The following is a 16,011-nucleotide window of genomic DNA, read 5'->3' as shown; positions in this document are numbered from 1 at the left end:
AAGTGGACCTGCACTTCGGCGACAGCAAACCGACGGACGACGAGCGGGCGGCCGTCGACGCCCTCCTCGGCCCGCCCGAGTCCTCCTGGGAGGGCGCCGACCGCTCGGATGCCGACCTCAGGTGGGCGCGTGGCGGGCGGGAGGCCCGGGACCGCCGCGACCTGCTGTTGCCGGGGCTGCACGCGATCAACGACCGGATCGGCTGGATCAGCGAGGGCGCCCTGGACTACCTGTGCCGGCGGCTGACCGTGCCGCCGGCGGAGGCGTACGGGGTGGCCACGTTCTACGCGATGTTCTCGGTGAAGCCGCGCCCGGCGACCGTGCTCCACGTCTGCACGGACCTCGCCTGCGCGGCCGCCGGGGCACAGGAGCTGTCCGCCGGGGTCGAGGCGGGTCTCGGTCCCGGCGTCCACGTCGAGCGAAGCCCCTGTCTGGGCCTGTGCGAACGCGCCCCGGCCGCGCTCGCCATCAAGGCGGGGGACCCGGTGCGCACGGCGGTCTGCGCGCCGGCGACCGTCCGCGACGCGGTCCTCGCCGCGACGTCGCCGGACTCCGCGCCCGAGGAGCCGCCGGCCGTGATGGCGGTCCCGCAGGCCGGCTCCCCCGACCTGGTGCTCCTGCGTCGCGTCGGCGTGGTGGACCCGTCGAGCCTCGACGACTACCGCGCCCACGGCGGCTACACCGCCCTGCGCCGGGCCTTCGAGCTCGGCCCGGCCGGAGTGATCCGTGAGGTCACCGACTCGGGCCTGGTCGGACGGGGCGGCGCCGCATTCCCCACCGGCCGCAAGTGGCAGGCCACGGCGTCCCAGCCGGACCACCCGCACTACGTCGTCTGCAACGCCGACGAGTCCGAGCCGGGCACGTTCAAGGACCGCGTGCTCATGGAGGGCGACCCGTACGCCCTGGTGGAGGCGATGACCGTCGCGGCGTACGCCACCGGCGCGCACCGGGGCTACCTCTACCTGCGCGGCGAGTACCCGCGCGCCCTGCGCCGCCTGGAGCACGCCATCGCCCAGGCACGCGCGCGCGGCCTGCTCGGCGACGACGTCCTCGGCCAGGGGTACGCCTTCGACATCGAGATCCGGCGGGGCGCCGGCGCGTACATCTGCGGCGAGGAGACCGCCCTGTTCAACTCGATCGAGGGCTACCGGGGCGAGCCGCGCTCGAAGCCGCCCTTCCCCGTGGAGAAGGGTCTGTTCGGCAAGCCCACCGTCGAGAACAACGTCGAGACGCTGGTCAACGTGCTGCCGATCCTGACGATGGGCGCCCCGGCGTACGCGGCGATCGGCACGGCGACGTCGACCGGTCCGAAGCTGTTCTGCGTGTCGGGGAGCGTGGACCGGCCCGGCATCTACGAACTGCCGTTCGGCGCGACACTGGGCGAACTGCTGGAGCTGGCGGGGGTGCGCGAGCGGTTGCGCGCGGTCCTGCTCGGTGGGGCGGCGGGCGGCTTCGTGCGGCCCGACGAGACGGACATCCCGCTCACCTTCGAAGGCACCCGCGCGGCCGGCACGACGCTCGGCTCGGGCGTGGTGCTGGCCTTCGACGACACCGTCCCGCTGCCGCGGCTGCTGCTGCGCATCGCCGAGTTCTTCCGTGACGAGTCGTGCGGGCAGTGCGTGCCGTGCCGGGTGGGAACCGTGCGGCAGGAGGAGGCGCTGCACCGGATCGTGGAGCGCACCGGCGCCGCGGCCGCCGACGACATCGCGCTGCTCAGGGAGGTCGGCCGCGCGATGCGGGACGCCTCGATCTGCGGTCTGGGACAGACCGCGTGGAACGCCGTGGAATCCGCCATCGACCGTCTGGGGGCCTACGAATGACCGCGATACCGCTGGGTGTGCCGCGCCGGCTGGTCGAGTTCACGATCGACGGGGAGGAGGCCAGGGTCCCGGAGGGCTCGACCGTCCTGGACGCCTGCCGGGCCGCCGGGAAGGACATCCCGACCCTCTGCCACGGCGACACCCTCACGCCGAAGAACGCCTGCCGGGTCTGCATGGTCGAGGTCGAGGGTTCGCGCACCCTCGTCCCGGCCTGCTCCCGCAAGGCGGAGCCGGGGATGACGGTCCGCACCGACACGGAGCGGGCCCGGCACAGCCGCAAGCTCGTGCTGGAACTGCTCGCCTCGTCGGTCGACCTGTCGACCACGCCGCAGGTCGCGGCGTGGCTCAAGGAGTACGAGGCGAAACCGGACCGTTTCGGACCCGAGGCCGCCCGCCTCAACGAGGAACCGAGGATCGACAACGATCTGTACGTGCGCGACTACGACAAGTGCATCCTGTGCTACAAGTGCGTCGACGCCTGCGGCGACCAGTGGCAGAACACCTTCGCGATCTCCGTCGCGGGCCGGGGCTTCGACGCCCGGATCGCCGTCGAGCACGACGCCCCGCTGACCGACTCGGCGTGCGTGTACTGCGGCAACTGCATCGAGGTCTGCCCCACGGGGGCGCTGTCGTTCAAGTCGGAGTTCGACATGCGGGCGGCGGGTACGTGGGACGAGTCGCAGCAGACGCAGACGACGACGGTCTGCGCCTACTGCGGAGTGGGCTGCAATCTCACGCTCCATGTGCAGGACAATGAGATCGTCAAGGTCACCTCGCCGCACGACAACCCGGTGACCCACGGCAACCTCTGCATCAAGGGCCGTTTCGGCTACCAGCACGTACAGAACCGGGGCTGATCAGGACATGGGACGAGTCACGGAACGACGCAAGGTGATCCGCATCCGGGACGGCGCGGTCTCCACGCGCCCGGACACGCTCGTCGCCGAGGAACCCCTGGAGATCCGGCTGAACGGCAAACCGCTCGCGATCACCATGCGCACCCCCGGCGACGACTTCGCGCTCGCGGCCGGGTTCCTGGTGAGCGAGGGGGTGCTCGGCGGGCGGGGCGATCTGCGCAACATCGTCTACTGCGCGGGCGCCACCGTGGACGGTTCGAACACGTACAACGTGGTGGACGTGACGACGGCGCCGTCGGTCGTGATCCCGGACATCACGCTCGAGCGCAACGTCTACACGACGTCGTCGTGCGGACTGTGCGGCAAGGCGAGCCTGGACGCGGTGCGCACCACGGCCCGCTGGCCGATCGCCGACACTCCCCCGGTCCGGGTGGAGCCCGAGCTGCTCGCCGGCCTCCCCGACCGGCTGCGCGCGGCTCAGCGGGTCTTCGACCGGACCGGGGGTCTGCACGCGGCGGCGCTGTTCACGGAGGACGGCGAGCTGGTGGACGTGCGGGAGGACGTGGGCCGGCACAACGCGGTCGACAAGCTGGTCGGCCGTGCCCTGCAGAACGGTGACCTGCCGCTGTCCCGCGCCGTCCTGCTGGTCTCGGGCCGCGCGTCGTTCGAGCTGGCGCAGAAGGCCGTGATGGCGGGCATCCCGGTGCTGGCGGCGGTCTCGGCGCCCTCGTCGCTGGCGGTGGACCTGGCCCAGGAGACGGGGCTGACCCTGGTGGGCTTCCTGCGGGGCAGTTCCATGAACGTGTACGCGGGCGAGGACCGGATCGCTCTGCGGACCGCGGCCGCCCAGGGCTGACGGTCCCCCGCGGCACGGCGGCGGGGCCCCGAACGGCGGGGAGCGCCCCCTGCGCCGCAGGGGTCCCGCCTCAAGCCCGGTACGGCGTCACCGCGTACCGGAGATCCTGCTCAACAGCTCCATGAACCAAGCGCGTTCGGCCGGTGTGAGCGGGGCCGGCAGCGCGTCGTGGGCGGGCCGGCGGACACCATGGCCCGCGGCCCGGAGGTCGTCGAGGACGCCGACCACGTCCTTGGGGTCGAGTCCGACGCTCCGGCCTGGGTCGGCCTGCGCGACCCGCGCCGAGGTCACGGACGGCGACCCGCACCATGTGGTGCCGCATCCGCATGCCCTCCGCCTCCGGGGCCTCCGCCACCGGGGCCTCCGCCACCGGGGCGCGCCCGCGGGGCGCGGCACGGCCGAGCACCCTGCTGGGCAGCAAGCGGATCGCGGAGAGTAGTGCTTCGGCCATGGATCCGGCCCAGTGCGGATTTCGTTGGTTTTGCGCATGACCTGATTTATCGTTGGGCCTCCGACGATCTCACGAGGTCCCGATCGGTGCGCACCCCCTGACGTCACGTCAGGCTGTCTGAGCATCACCCCCGTTACCCCCTCACGCCGGTTGCGGTGTGTCGCTGCCGCCAACTACCGTCTGGCGCGCGTAGGTTGGACGTGGGATGTCCAGATGTCCAGACAAATGAAGGGTCATTCATGCCGTCGAGACTCCGCGCACGCCTGAGAGCCACCCTCACCGCGGGTACCGTCCTGACGGCCGCCGCCGCCCTGCCGGGCCCCGCCCACGCCCAACCCGCCGCGGCGGCACCGCTGTTCGAACAGCAGGTCCTCTTCAGGCCCTCGCAGGACCCCGGCTACGCCTGCTTCCGCATTCCGACGGTCGTGCGGACCACGAAGGGCACGCTGCTCGCGTTCGCCGAGGGACGGGTGCTCAACTGCGGGGACGCCACCGACATCGACATCGTACTGAAGCGCTCCACCGACGGCGGCCGCACCTGGGGCCCGTTGCGGGTCGTCAACGACGGCGCGGGCGACACCCACGGCAACCCGACCCCGGTCGTCGACCAGGAGACCGGCCGGATCCTGCTGGCGGAGACGCACAACACCGGCCGTGCGGACAGCGAGCACTGCGACATCCCCTGCGACCGCACCCCCCATCTGCAGTACAGCGACGACGACGGCGTCACCTGGACCAGCCCGCGCGACCTCAGCCCGCAGATCCTGCCCTCCCAGTGGAACTCCTGGTACGCCACCGGCCCCGTGCACGGCATCCAGCTCACCCAGGGCGCGCACGCCGGCCGGCTGGTCTTCGGCGTCAACACCGAGACCTGGGACGGCAACCGGGTCACCGCGAACCACGCCGCGCTCATCCTCAGCGACGACGGCGGCACCACCTGGCGGGTCGGCGCCACCGACTCCTGGCCGCTGTCGGCCGACGGCACCTTCCGCCAGAAGCCCTCCGAGATCTCCATGACCGAGCGCTCCGACGGCACGATCCTCGTCAGCGGCCGCGAGCAGGAGGGCACCGACCTCGGCCACCGCTCCCAGGCCGTCAGCAGCGACGGTGGCCAGAGCTTCAAGGGCCCCTTCGAATCCCTCCCGGACCTCTACGCCCCCCAGGTCCAGGGAGCGACCCTGCGCCTCGGCGACCGTATCCTGCTGGCCTGCCCCGGAGACCCCGACCGTCGCCGGACCATGATGATCCGCTCCTCCTACGACGGCGGCGAGACCTGGGACAGCGTCGACCGGGGCACGGTCGTCACCCGCGACTGGGCCGGCTACTCCGACCTGGTGCACATCTCCGGCACCACGGTCGGCCTGATGTACGAGGGCGGCACGGCCGACGCCCGCGACGAGATCCGCTTCGCCCGCTTCGACGAGGAGTGGCTCACGCCCCGCCGCGGCGCCGACCCGACCACCCCCGACCGCGCCCTCCTCGCTCCCGGGGCGAACGTCCTGGGCGGCGCCTCGACCGTCGCCGGCGTGCTCAACAACGCCGTCACCTTCGACGGCACCGACGACGCCGTACGCCTGCCGTATCGCGACGAACTCCTGCTGGGCAGCGAGGACTTCACCGCCTCCCTGTGGTTCCGGTACACCGCCACCACCGGTGAGCAGCCGCTGCTGTGGATGGGCGGGGCGGGCACCAGCCAGCCACAGGTGTGGCTGCGTGCCGAGCCCGCGAGCAACCGCGTGCGCGGACTGATCACCACCCGGGAGGGCGTCCGCACCGTCAACACGGCCGCCGTGCAGGCGACCGGCGCCCACAACGACGGCACCTGGCACCACCTCGCGCTGCGCCGCGGCGGCGGACGGCTGACCCTCTTCCTCGACGGCACGCCGGTCAGCACCGAGGACGTGCCCGGCTCGGTGAGCCGCAACGCGCCGTTCGGGGTGCACGTCGGCCAGCGCATGGACAGCCGCGCCTTCTTCACCGGCGCGATCGACGAGGTCCGCGTCTGGGACACGGCCCTGTCCGACCAGGAGATCGACCAGGTCCGCCGCACTCACACCGGCCCCTATTTCCACACCGTCCTGTGGCTCCCCATGGACCAGGTGACCGCCGCCCGCTAACGTCCCGGAGCGTGCCCGACGAACGCCGAGCACGACACCACGCGGGAACCTGGGCCGGGCTGCTGCTGGCCCTGGTGCTCACGGCCGTGCTGCTCACCGCCCTCCCGGACGGCGACCGGGAGGGCGGCGGCGCGTGCACGGGCCGTACGGTCGACGCCTGGTCGCCGGCCGACGCGCTCACCGGCGAGTTCGCCCGCTACGGCGACGACGCCGGCCGCACCGACGACTGGACCGGCGGCGACGGCACCCACTCGCTGAGGCTGCCGGACGGCAGGGTGCTGTGGCTGTTCTCCGACACCTTCCTCGGCCCGGTCCACCCCCCGCCCAACCCGTCCGGCGAGTCGTACGCCTGGCGCGACACCACCGCCCCGATGGTGCGCAACTCGGCGGTCGTGATGTCCGGCGGCCGCCTGCGCACGACCCTGCCCGCGCCCCTCTTCCCCGACCCGGCCCCCCACCAGTGGCGCTGGCCCGTCGCCGCACGCGTCGAACCGCGCTCCCCCGGCGCGGCGGAGCGGGTCGTACGGGTGGTGCTGTGGACGCGCGCGGCCGGCCGGGCGCCATGGATCTACGGGGTGCCGCTGGCCACCGAGGTCGCCACGCTGTCCCTGCCGGAGCTGCGGGTCGAGTCCGTCACCGAGGTCCTCGACCAGCAGTCGGTCCCGGATCCGTCCCGGCGGGTGCTGTTCGGCACCACGCTGGTGGCCCGGGACGGCTGGACCTACGTCTTCGGCGGCGACGACGGGCAGGCCGTGTCGCGCCCGGCCTCGTCGGCGTACGTGGCGCGGGTGCCGGACGGCGGGCTCGCCGACCCGGCCGCCTGGGAGTACTGGGACGGCTCCGCCTACGTCACCGGCACCCGCCCGGCCCCGGTGCTCGGCGACGAGCGCCGCACCGGGGTGGGCAGCGCGTTCTCGGTGGTGCGGGACGGGGACACGTACGTGCTGTTCACCATGGCGGCGGGCGCGGCCGGGCTGGGCACGGTGACGTCGTACTGGGCCTGCTCCCCCACCGGGCCCTGGCACGGGCCGGCGCGCGGCTTCAGCCCGCCGCTGCCGTCCGCCGGCGTCGCCGCGTACAACCCGCAGGCGCACCCCGGCGTCGGCGGCGACCGGCGCCTCGTCCTCAGCTACGACGTCAACTGGCTGGAGGCGACGGGCGCGCCGGCGGCCGTCAGCCGGAACGTGACCCTGTACCGACCGCGGTTCGTGACCCTGAGGCTGAGGCCGGTGGAGTGAGCCGGTCGGCCGGGTCGTGGGAGCGGCGCTTGGCGATCACCGCGCACACCATCAGCTGCATCTGGTGGAACAGCATCAGCGGCAGCACGGCCAGCGAGGCCTGCGCGCCGAACAGCACACTGGCCATGGGCAGCCCGGACGCCAGCGACTTCTTCGAGCCGGCGAACTGGATGGCGATGCGGTCCTCCCGGCCGAACCCCAGGGCCTTGGAGCCGTACCAGGTCAGGGCGAGCATCACGGCGAGCAGCACCGCCTCCACGCCGAGCAGCCCGGCCAGTCGGACGGGGCTGACCTGGTGCCAGACGCCGTGCACCATGCCCTCGCTGAACGCGGTGTACACGACCAGGAGGATCGAGCCGCGGTCGACGTACCCGAGGCCCTTCTTGTGGCGGGCGACGAATCCGCCGATCCAGCGGCGCAGCAGCTGCCCGGCGAGGAACGGCACCAGCAGCTGCAGCACGATCCTGACGATCGAATCCGCCTGGAACCCGCCCGCGCTGCCGCCCAGCAGCGACGCCGCGAGCAGCGGCGTGATGACGATGCCCGCGAGGGAGGAGAAGGAGCCGGCGCAGATCGCGGCGGGCACGTTGCCGCGGGCGATCGAGGTGAAAGCGATCGACGACTGGATGGTCGACGGGACCAGGGTGAGGAAGAGCAGGCCGGTCCACAGGGAGTGGGTCAGGAACACCGGGACCAGTCCGCGGGCGGCCAGCCCGAGCAGCGGGAAGACGACGAAGGTGCACGCCAGCACGGTGACGTGGAGCCGCCAGTGGCGGAGTCCGTCCAGCGCCTCACGGGTGGACAGCCGGGCGCCGTAGAGGAAGAACAGGAAGGCGATCGCCGCGGTGGAGGCGCCGGAGGCCACGTCGGCGGCCGTACCCCGCGCGGGCAGGAGCGCCGCGAGGCCCACCGTCCCGAGCAACAGCAGGACGTACGGGTCGATCGGCAACCAGGACGGCCGGGGCAGGCGTTTCACGGTGCTCCACTTGTTCGGGCATGGGGCGCGGTTCTCGGGCCCGGTACAGGGTCACGGGTCCCCGTTCCATCTTGCTCCCTCACCTGCCGATCGTGAATCCGGCATACCACTCTGACTGTCATCGTGATTCGCGATAACCTCGCCACGTGTACGACCCCTCGCACCTGCGCACGTTCCTGGCCGTCGCCCAGACGCTGAGCTTCACCCGGGCCGGGCGGCGGCTCGGACTGCGCCAGTCGACGGTCAGCCAGCACGTACGGCGGCTCGAGGACGCCACCGGACGGCAGCTGTTCAGCCGGGACACGCACTCCGTGGAGCTGACCGAGGACGGCGAGGCGATGCTGGGCTTCGCGCGCCGGATCCTGGAGGTGCACGAGCAGGCCACGGCGTTCTTCACCGGCACCCGGCTGCGCGGCCGGCTCCGTTTCGGCGCCTCCGAGGACTTCGTGCTCACCCGGCTGCCGGAGATCCTGGAGGCCTTCCGGCACGACCACCCCGAGGTCGACCTGGAGCTGACCGTGGAGCTGTCCGGCACCCTGCACGAGCAGCTGGCGTCCGGGAAGCTGGATCTGGTCCTGGCCAAGCGGCGTCCCGAGGACCCGCGCGGTGAGCCGGTCTGGCACGACCGCCTGGTGTGGATCGGCGCGGAACGCCTCCGCCTGGACGCCGACCGTCCGGTCCCGCTGATCGTGTATCCACCGCCGGGCATCACCCGCGCCCTCGCCCTCGAGGCGCTTCAGCGCCAGGGCCGCGAGTGGCGCATCGCCTGCACGAGCGGCAGCCTCAACGGCCTGATCGCCGCCGCCCGCGCGGGCCTCGGCGTGATGGCCCACTCCCTGGGTTTCGTCCCGCCGGGCCTGGTCCGGGTGCCGGACCGCCACGGTCTGCCCGAACTCGGGCAGGTCGACTTCGTCCTCGTCCACGGCCGGCGCCGCCCCTCGGCCCAGGGCCCGGCGGACGCCCTGGCGGCGGCGATCCTGGCGGCGGGCGACCGCCTCCACCCACGCGGCCGCGCCGACGGCTGAGGCCGGACCCCGGGGCCGGGGCGCACCCCGGTGACCGGGGCGTACAGATTCGGTGGAGATTACGGCGTCGAACCTTACTCCGCCGTCAGGAATGTGTCCGCCTCTTCCCCATGTGTATGCATTTGCTCCTGCCGACCGGCGCCCGCCCCAGCGGTCCCCGCATGTCGCGGCCCTCCCGTCACGACCAGCCGTGGGGTAGCTTTCACGGCCTGTGCGGGCGTCACAGGGACCGTCACAGGAAGCGGGGACGGGGTTTGCGCGAGTTCACCAATCCTCCGTTGGCGTTGGCACCCCCGGTGGGCGGTCTGGCCGACGTCGTCTTCGAGCACGCCCAGGACGACCCGGCGCACATCGCGCTCGGCCGCAAGGACGACGCCGGGCGCTGGCGGGACGTGACCGCCGCCGGGTTCCGCGACGAGGTACTCGCCCTCGCCAAGGGACTGCTCGCCGAGGGCGTCCGGTTCGGCGACCGCGTCGCCGTCATGTCCCGCACCCGCTACGAGTGGACGCTGTTCGACTTCGCGCTGTGGACGATCGGCGCCCAGGTGGTGCCCCTCTATCCGACCTCCTCCGCCGAGCAGTGCTACTGGATGCTGTACGACGCGGAGGTGACGGCCGCCGTCGTGGAGCACGAGGACCACGCGATGACCATCGCCACCGTCATCGACCGGCTGCCGAGGCTGCGCCGCCTGTGGCAGCTCGACTCGGGCGCGGTCCAGGAGCTGTACGACGCCGGCGCCCACCTCGACGACGAGGTCGTGCACCGCCACCGCAAGGCCGTCACGCCGGACTCGGTCGCCACGGTCATCTACACCTCCGGCACCACGGGCCGCCCCAAGGGCTGTGTCATCTCGCACGGCAACTTCATGTACGAGGCGGACACCGTCATCGAGCGCTGGGAGCCGGTGTTCCACTCCAGGAAGGGCGACGAGGCGGCGACCCTGCTCTTCCTGCCGCTCGCGCACGTCTTCGGCCGGATGGTGCAGGTGGCCGCGATCCGCGGCAAGGTCCGCTTCGGCCACCAGCCCCAGCTCAACGCGGCGGCCCTGCTGCCGGACCTCGCGGCGTTCCGGCCGACGTTCTTCCTGGCCGTGCCCTACATCTTCGAGAAGGTCTTCAGCGCGGCCCGCCGCAAGGCCGAGCGGGAGGGCAGGGCGGGGCCCTTCGAGAAGGCCGTCGACGTCGCCGTGCGCTACGCGGACGCGCTGGAGGCGAAGGCCTGGGGCATCGGCCCCGGACCGTCGGCGGCGCTGCGCGTGCAGCACCAGCTGTTCGACAAGCTCGTCTACTCCAAGGTCCGCGAGGCGATGGGTGGCCGGGTGCGGCACGCCATGTCCGGCGGCTCGGCCATGGACCGGCGGCTCGGGCTGTTCTTCGCGGGCGCCGGCGTGCAGATCTACGAGGGGTACGGCTTGACCGAGTCCACCGCGGCCGCCACGGCCAACCCGCCCGAGCGCACCCGCTACGGCACGGTCGGTCAGCCCATCCCGGGGGTGGCCGTGCACATCGCGGACGACGGCGAGATCTGGCTGCGCGGCGCCAACGTCTTCCAGGGCTACCTGAACAACCCCAAGGCCACCGGCGAGACCCTGCAGGACGGCTGGCTGGCCACCGGCGATCTGGGCAAGCTCGACGAGGACGGCTACGTCACCATCACCGGCCGCAAGAAGGAGATCCTGGTGACGTCGGGCGGGAAGAGCGTGGCGCCGGGGCTGCTGGAGGAGCGCGTACGGGACCATCCGCTGGTCGCCCAGTGCATCCTCGTCGGCAACGACCGCCCGTACGTCGCCGCCCTGGTCACGCTGGACCAGGAAGCCGTCGACCACTGGCTCCAGATGCGCAACAAGCCCCGGCTCACCCCGGCCGAGCTGGTGCGCGACGCGGACCTGGAGACGGAGGTGCGGCGAGCGGTGGTCACCGCGAACACGCTGGTCTCGCAGGCCGAGTCGATCCGCACCTTCCGCATCCTGGCGCAGCCGTTCACCGAGGAGCACGGGCTGCTCACGCCGTCACTGAAGCTGAAACGGAAGGCGATCGAGAAGGCGTACGCCCAGGAGGTCGAGGCGCTGTACCGGACGTGAGCGGCTTGCGGCTATTTTCCCGTCAGGAATGCATCATGGCCCGTGATCGTTGACGATATGAGTACCACCTGACGACAACCGAAGGATCAAGAGCTCGTGAGCAGCAAGGTCCCCCCGATCATCCTCAACAACGGCGTCGAGATGCCCCAGCTGGGTTTCGGCGTCTGGCAGGTGCCGGACGACGAGGCGGAGCGAGCGGTCGCCACGGCGCTGGAGGCCGGGTACCGCAGCATCGACACAGCGGCGATCTACGGCAACGAGGAGGGCACAGGCAAGGCCCTCGCCGCCTCCGGCCTCCCCCGCGAGGAGCTTTTCGTCACCACCAAGCTCTGGAACAGCGACCAGGGGTACGACGCCACCCTGCGCGCCTTCGACGTCTCCCTCGACAAGCTCGGCCTGAACTACGTGGACCTGTACCTGATCCACTGGCCGATCCCGTCCCGGAACACGTACGTCGACACGTACAAGGCGTTCGAGAAGCTCCACTCGGACGGCCGGATCAAGGCGATCGGCGTCTCCAACTTCCTGCCGGAGCACCTCGAGCGGCTGATCGGCGAGACGTCCGTCGTCCCGGCCGTCAACCAGATCGAGCTGCACCCGCACCTTCAGCAGCACGCCGCCCGGGAGTACCACGCCGAGCAGGGCATCGCGACCGAGGCCTGGTCACCGCTGGGCTCCGGCAGGGGCCTGCTGGAGGTCCCGGCGATCGTGGCCATCGCCCGGAAGCACGACCGCACGCCCGCCCAGGTCGTGCTGCGCTGGCACCTCCAGCTCGGCAACGTGGTGATCCCGAAGTCCGTGACGCCGTCCCGGATCAGGGAGAACATCGACGTCTTCGACTTCAGCCTGGACACCGAGGACCTCGCGGCGATCAGCGCCCTGAACGAGGACCGCCGGCTGGGCCCGGACCCGGCCACGTTCATGGGCTGACGCCCGGCGCGACGGACAGGCGCCCCGGGACCGCACCGGCCCCGGGGCGCCTTGCTTGCGCGCGTCAGTTGGGCTGCCCGACCGGCCGTACGACGACCGTGTTGACGTCGACCCCCTCGGGCTGCCCGATCGCCCAGACGATCGAGTCGGCGATCTGGTCGGCGGTCAGCAGCTGCCCGGGCGGCAGGCTCCCGTAGCCGTCCCAGAACGGCGTCTCCACCCGGCCCGGCGCGACCAGCGTGACGCCGATCCCCCATGCGGTGACCTGGCGCCGGGTGTTCTCGGCGAGCCCGGTCACCGCCCACTTGGTCGCCCCGTAGATGTTGCCGGCCGTCGGCACGAACCCGGCGACGCTGCCAACGAGCACGATCCGCCCGCGGGTCTCCTTCAGCGCGTCGACGGAGGCACGGATCAGCAGCGCCGGACCGAGCACGTTGGTCAGCACCATCTCGGTCCACCCGGCCGGGTCGCCGTCGGCCACCGCGTCATGGGTGGCGAATCCGGCGTTGGCCACGACGGTGTCGAGCCGCCCGAACTCCTTGAGCGTCGCCTCCACCGCCGCCCGCACGTGCCCGTAGTCGGCCGCGTTCCCGCGCACCGTCAACAACCCCTCGGGCCGACCGAGTTCCTCGGCAAAGCGGCGCAGCCGCTCCTCACCGCGCCCCGTGACGGCCACCCGGTGCCCGCCGTCCAACAACCGCCGCGCCACCGCGGCACCGATACCACTGCCCCCGCCCGTGATGAGCGCGACCGGAGTGTCGCTCATGATGTGCCCCCTGTCTGCCGGTGATGGCCGGGAGTTCATCACTTCGAGCGCTCTCCAGGTCAAGGCCCGCACTCACATGGCCCTGCTCGCCGTGTGCACGGTCTGGGCCGCCAACAGGAACAGGTCCGGGCGGTGGTGGACGCTCGCCTTGTCCTCGGGGTCGAGGAGGCGGTCGAGGGTGGCGAGGTCGGTGGTGTCGAGGCGGTCGGCGAGGGCCTCGCGGAAGCGGGTGAGGGTCGCGGCCACGTAGGCGCGGGCCCGGTCGGGGGCCGGCGCGGGCAGGTCGAGCAGGAAGCTGCGGGTGCGGGGGTGGGCCAGGCCCGCGGCGGTCAGCAGCGCAGGCCAGTCCTCCGTCTCGTCGACCGTGCCGGGCAGCGCGGCGCGCATCTCGGTGAACCACTCCTCCTCGAGCGCGTTCAGCCGGGCCTGGAGCCCCGGGCGGCCGATGCCGATGTCACGCGGCAGGAACCGCGTGGGCAGGCCGCCCTCCACGAGCGCCAGCGTGCCGCCCGGCGCCAGCCGTTCGGCGAAGGCGGCCAGAGCGGCCCCCTGGTCGCCGAGGTGGTGCAGGCTGCGGCTGGCCCACAGCAGGTCGGCGGGGTAGTCGAGGTCGTCGAGGACCTTGGGCAGGTCACCGGCCAGGGTGCTGAACCGGTCGGCGAGGCCGAGGCGGGCGGCGCGGTCGCGGGCCCGCGCGAGGAGCGGCTCCGAGCCGTCGACGGCGACGATCCGGGCGCCCGGGAAGGTCTCGGCGAGCAGACAGGCGACGACGCCGGGGCCGCTGCCCGCGTCGACGACCAGACCGGGGGCGGTCTGCTGCTGCGCCAGCCAGGCCAGCGCCCGCTCGTACAGGGGTGAGAACAGTTCGGCGCCCGCTTCCAGCAGCGGGGCCATCTCGGTCCAGTCGATGTCGGCGTGGTCGTGACCGTGCCGGTGCTCGTGCTGGTGGGTGGGGTGGTGGTGGTCGTGCGCCATGGGGGTCAGCCTCTCCTCCGGGTGCGGCCAGCCTGCGACGGCGGACCGGCGGGGGGCAAGTGAGGTTGCCAGAACAGCAACCTCACTTGCCCTCCGCCGGTGAACGGGCCCCGCCGGAACAGGCCGACCGGACAGGCCGACGGGGCTGCCCGGGTGGTGGAGAGCGCGGCGCCGGGGAGCGCGTCGGTGGGCCACGGGGGCTGGTCCGGAACGAACGCGAAACCGGCTTTCCTCGACGTCGGGGAGCGGACCTGCGCGGTGAGTCGACCGAGCGAGGGCGCGTGCCGGGGACGGTGCGCGCCCTCCGTAGGATCGCCGCGTCAGACCGTCGCGGTGCTCGCGCGGGCGCGTCACGTCACGTGCCTCCGGGGAAGGGCGGGCGGGTTCCGTGTGTCAGTCGCCGCCGGGAGCCGGTGCGTTGCCGTAGGTGCGGGCCAGTTCCGCGACCGTCCGGGCGATCCTGTCGCGCAGTGCGGCGGGCGCCAAGACCTCGACGCCGGTGCCGAGCCGCAGGAACTCGGCGTGCGCGTGGTCGACGGACTCGACGGGAACGGTGGCGAGTGTCCAGCCGTCGTCCTGGAGCTGTCCGCCCGCCCGCACGGCCGCGTCCGCCGGCCCGCTCAGCCGTGTGCCGGGCGCGAGCCGTACGACCGCCTCGGCGCGGTACAGCCGACGGTGGAAGTCCCGCTGGTACGCCGTCCAGTACGCGGTCAGGTCGAAGTCGTCCGGGTGCGTGAACTCCTCGTCTGTCGCGCTGAGTTCCAGGATCCGGTCGACGCGGTAGGTACGCGGTCCCGGGCCCGCGACGACGTACCACCGGCCCGCTTTCAGCACCATCCCGTACGGCTCCAGACGGCGCTCGACGTCGGTGGGCTCGCGCCAGCGGCGGTACGTCACGTGCAGGACGCGCCCGGACCAGACGGCGTCCGCGACGGCGGAGAGGTACGGCGTCTCGTCGGCGTCCGCGTACCACCCGGGGGCGTCCAGGTGGAAGCGGCCGCCGATCCGGTCGGCGTGCGCGCGCAGTTCGGCCGGCAGGGCGGCGCGGACCTTCAGCCGGGCGGCGGCCAGGACCGGGCCGAGGCCCAGCTGGGCGGCGGGGCCGGGCGGCACGGCGAGGAGGAGCGCCCGGGCCTCGTCGGCCGTCAGGCCCGTGAGACGGGTGCGGTACCCCGCGAGGAGACGGTAGCCGCCCGCGTGCCCCGCGTCGCCGTAGAGCGGAACGCCGGCCGCGGCGAGCGCCTCGACGTCCCGGTAGACCGTGCGGACCGAGACCTCCAGCTCCTCGGCGAGCTGGGCGGCCGTCATCCGGCCGCGGGTCTGGAGCAGCAGCAGGACGGACACGAGCCGGCTCGACTTCACTGACACAGGATGTCAGTGGAGCGGTCCTAGCGTCTCGGTATGACCTTCGAGGAGCAACCGTCCTTCACCGAGAAACTGCTCACCGTGCCCCCGCCCGTCGAGGTCGCGGGCCGGCGCGTCAAGCGCTACCACGTCACCGCGGACCCGGCGGGCATCGCGCCCGAGGTCGAGAAGGCCGCGTACGCCGTCCTTCCCGAGCTGCTGCCGGAGCCGGACGGCACCCCGCCGGCGACGTTCGTCGTGCTGCACCGGGGCGGCGACAGCGGCGCGTACCTCAACGCCTACAGCTGGGTGTGGGACAACGTGCTGCACTTCCGGGGCGCCGCGGCGGGCCAGCCGGTCCTGGGCTGCCCGGACACCGACCCGGCGCACTTCGTCCCCACCGAGCGCCCCTGGATCGGCTGCGTGTGGGAACTGCCGCCGGTCCTGCACGAACGGGACGCCTGGGTACGGCACGTGCTGGCGCCCCGCGTGCCGGATCTGGAGGCGTACGTGGCCGACAGCATGGCGGAGGGGACGACGGGCGATCGCTGAGCCGGGACGGCGCCTTCCCGGGC

13 protein-coding genes and 1 pseudogene are annotated in these 16,011 nt (G+C 72.7%); 9 read left to right on the top strand and 5 right to left on the bottom strand.

Annotation, left to right across the window (positions count from 1 at the left end; all coding sequences use genetic code 11):
• Positions 1-2: 2 nt before the first annotated feature.
• From IPT68_RS30740 to fdhD, 3 genes are read left to right on the top strand one after another with little or no spacing between them, the layout of a single operon-like run.
• Complete coding sequence (locus IPT68_RS30740) at positions 3-1,820, top strand: NADH-ubiquinone oxidoreductase-F iron-sulfur binding region domain-containing protein (RefSeq protein ID WP_189698186.1); 1,818 nt, start codon at positions 3-5, stop codon at positions 1,818-1,820.
• Positions 1,817-2,677 (top strand): 2Fe-2S iron-sulfur cluster-binding protein, encoded by an 861-nt coding sequence (locus tag IPT68_RS30735; RefSeq protein WP_189698187.1) that lies wholly within the window; start codon positions 1,817-1,819, stop codon positions 2,675-2,677. The genes IPT68_RS30740 and IPT68_RS30735 overlap by 4 nt, the downstream gene beginning before the upstream one ends.
• Before the next feature lie 7 nt (positions 2,678-2,684).
• Complete coding sequence (gene fdhD / locus IPT68_RS30730; RefSeq protein WP_189698188.1) at positions 2,685-3,533, top strand: formate dehydrogenase accessory sulfurtransferase FdhD; 849 nt, start codon at positions 2,685-2,687, stop codon at positions 3,531-3,533.
• A gap of 87 nt (positions 3,534-3,620) precedes the next feature.
• On the opposite strand, the pseudogene IPT68_RS30725 reads toward fdhD, so the two are convergent.
• Positions 3,621-3,984: pseudogene (locus IPT68_RS30725) on the bottom strand (MarR family transcriptional regulator).
• Between the two features lie 239 nt (positions 3,985-4,223).
• Between IPT68_RS30725 and IPT68_RS30720 the strand changes: the two are divergent.
• Positions 4,224-6,101: a sialidase family protein gene (locus tag IPT68_RS30720; protein WP_189698189.1), complete on the top strand. Its 1,878-nt coding sequence runs from the start codon at positions 4,224-4,226 to the stop codon at positions 6,099-6,101.
• Positions 6,102-6,112: 11 nt separating this feature from the next.
• Entirely contained in the window at positions 6,113-7,339 is a 1,227-nt protein-coding gene (locus IPT68_RS30715; protein WP_189698190.1) for a DUF4185 domain-containing protein, read from the top strand.
• Here the strand turns inward: IPT68_RS30715 and IPT68_RS30710 are convergent.
• On the bottom strand, positions 7,275-8,315 hold the full coding sequence (locus IPT68_RS30710) for a bile acid:sodium symporter family protein (RefSeq protein WP_189698191.1): 1,041 nt from the start codon (positions 8,313-8,315) through the stop codon (positions 7,275-7,277). The genes IPT68_RS30715 and IPT68_RS30710 overlap by 65 nt on opposite strands.
• Positions 8,316-8,461: 146 nt before the next feature.
• On the opposite strand from IPT68_RS30710, the gene IPT68_RS30705 reads away from it, so the two are divergent.
• The 3 genes from IPT68_RS30705 to IPT68_RS30695 all read left to right on the top strand — a co-directional run bounded on the left by IPT68_RS30705 (position 8,462) and on the right by IPT68_RS30695 (position 12,351).
• Positions 8,462-9,340 (top strand): LysR substrate-binding domain-containing protein, encoded by an 879-nt coding sequence (locus tag IPT68_RS30705; protein ID WP_194074026.1) that lies wholly within the window; start codon positions 8,462-8,464, stop codon positions 9,338-9,340.
• Between the two features lie 254 nt (positions 9,341-9,594).
• Positions 9,595-11,421 (top strand): AMP-dependent synthetase/ligase, encoded by a 1,827-nt coding sequence (locus IPT68_RS30700; protein ID WP_189698193.1) that lies wholly within the window; start codon positions 9,595-9,597, stop codon positions 11,419-11,421.
• 96 nt (positions 11,422-11,517) lie between these two features.
• Positions 11,518-12,351 (top strand): aldo/keto reductase, encoded by an 834-nt coding sequence (locus IPT68_RS30695; protein WP_189698194.1) that lies wholly within the window; start codon positions 11,518-11,520, stop codon positions 12,349-12,351.
• Between the two features lie 64 nt (positions 12,352-12,415).
• On the opposite strand, the gene IPT68_RS30690 is transcribed toward IPT68_RS30695, so the two are convergent.
• The 3 genes from IPT68_RS30690 to IPT68_RS30680 all read right to left on the bottom strand — a co-directional run bounded on the left by IPT68_RS30690 (position 12,416) and on the right by IPT68_RS30680 (position 15,454).
• Positions 12,416-13,117, bottom strand: coding sequence for an SDR family oxidoreductase (locus IPT68_RS30690; protein ID WP_189698195.1), 702 nt, complete (start codon positions 13,115-13,117; stop codon positions 12,416-12,418).
• Between the two features lie 72 nt (positions 13,118-13,189).
• Positions 13,190-14,092: a class I SAM-dependent methyltransferase gene (locus tag IPT68_RS30685; RefSeq protein WP_189698196.1), complete on the bottom strand. Its 903-nt coding sequence runs from the start codon at positions 14,090-14,092 to the stop codon at positions 13,190-13,192.
• A 393-nt stretch (positions 14,093-14,485) separates the two neighbouring features.
• Complete coding sequence (locus IPT68_RS30680; protein ID WP_189698197.1) at positions 14,486-15,454, bottom strand: helix-turn-helix transcriptional regulator; 969 nt, start codon at positions 15,452-15,454, stop codon at positions 14,486-14,488.
• 39 nt (positions 15,455-15,493) lie between these two features.
• On the opposite strand from IPT68_RS30680, the gene IPT68_RS30675 reads away from it, so the two are divergent.
• On the top strand, positions 15,494-15,988 hold the full coding sequence (locus IPT68_RS30675) for a hypothetical protein (RefSeq protein WP_189698198.1): 495 nt from the start codon (positions 15,494-15,496) through the stop codon (positions 15,986-15,988).
• Positions 15,989-16,011 lie beyond the last annotated feature (23 nt).

Source organism: Streptomyces chromofuscus, assembly GCF_015160875.1.
Classification (GTDB): domain Bacteria; phylum Actinomycetota; class Actinomycetes; order Streptomycetales; family Streptomycetaceae; genus Streptomyces; species Streptomyces chromofuscus.
The sequence above is the reverse complement of the archived record's forward strand: the minus strand, read 5'-3'. Positions and strand labels throughout refer to the sequence as shown.

Bases quoted from the DNA above. Each gene is read 5' to 3' on its own strand.
- fdhD (WP_189698188.1), top strand. From the start codon at position 2,685: ATGGGACGAGTCACGGAACGACGCAAGGTGATCCGCATCCGGGACGGC.
- IPT68_RS30685 (WP_189698196.1), bottom strand. From the start codon at position 14,092: ATGGCGCACGACCACCACCACCCCACCCACCAGCACGAGCACCGGCAC.
- IPT68_RS30735 (WP_189698187.1), top strand. From the start codon at position 1,817: ATGACCGCGATACCGCTGGGTGTGCCGCGCCGGCTGGTCGAGTTCACG.
- IPT68_RS30720 (WP_189698189.1), top strand. From the start codon at position 4,224: ATGCCGTCGAGACTCCGCGCACGCCTGAGAGCCACCCTCACCGCGGGT.
- IPT68_RS30690 (WP_189698195.1), bottom strand. From the start codon at position 13,117: ATGAGCGACACTCCGGTCGCGCTCATCACGGGCGGGGGCAGTGGTATC.
- IPT68_RS30675 (WP_189698198.1), top strand. From the start codon at position 15,494: ATGACCTTCGAGGAGCAACCGTCCTTCACCGAGAAACTGCTCACCGTG.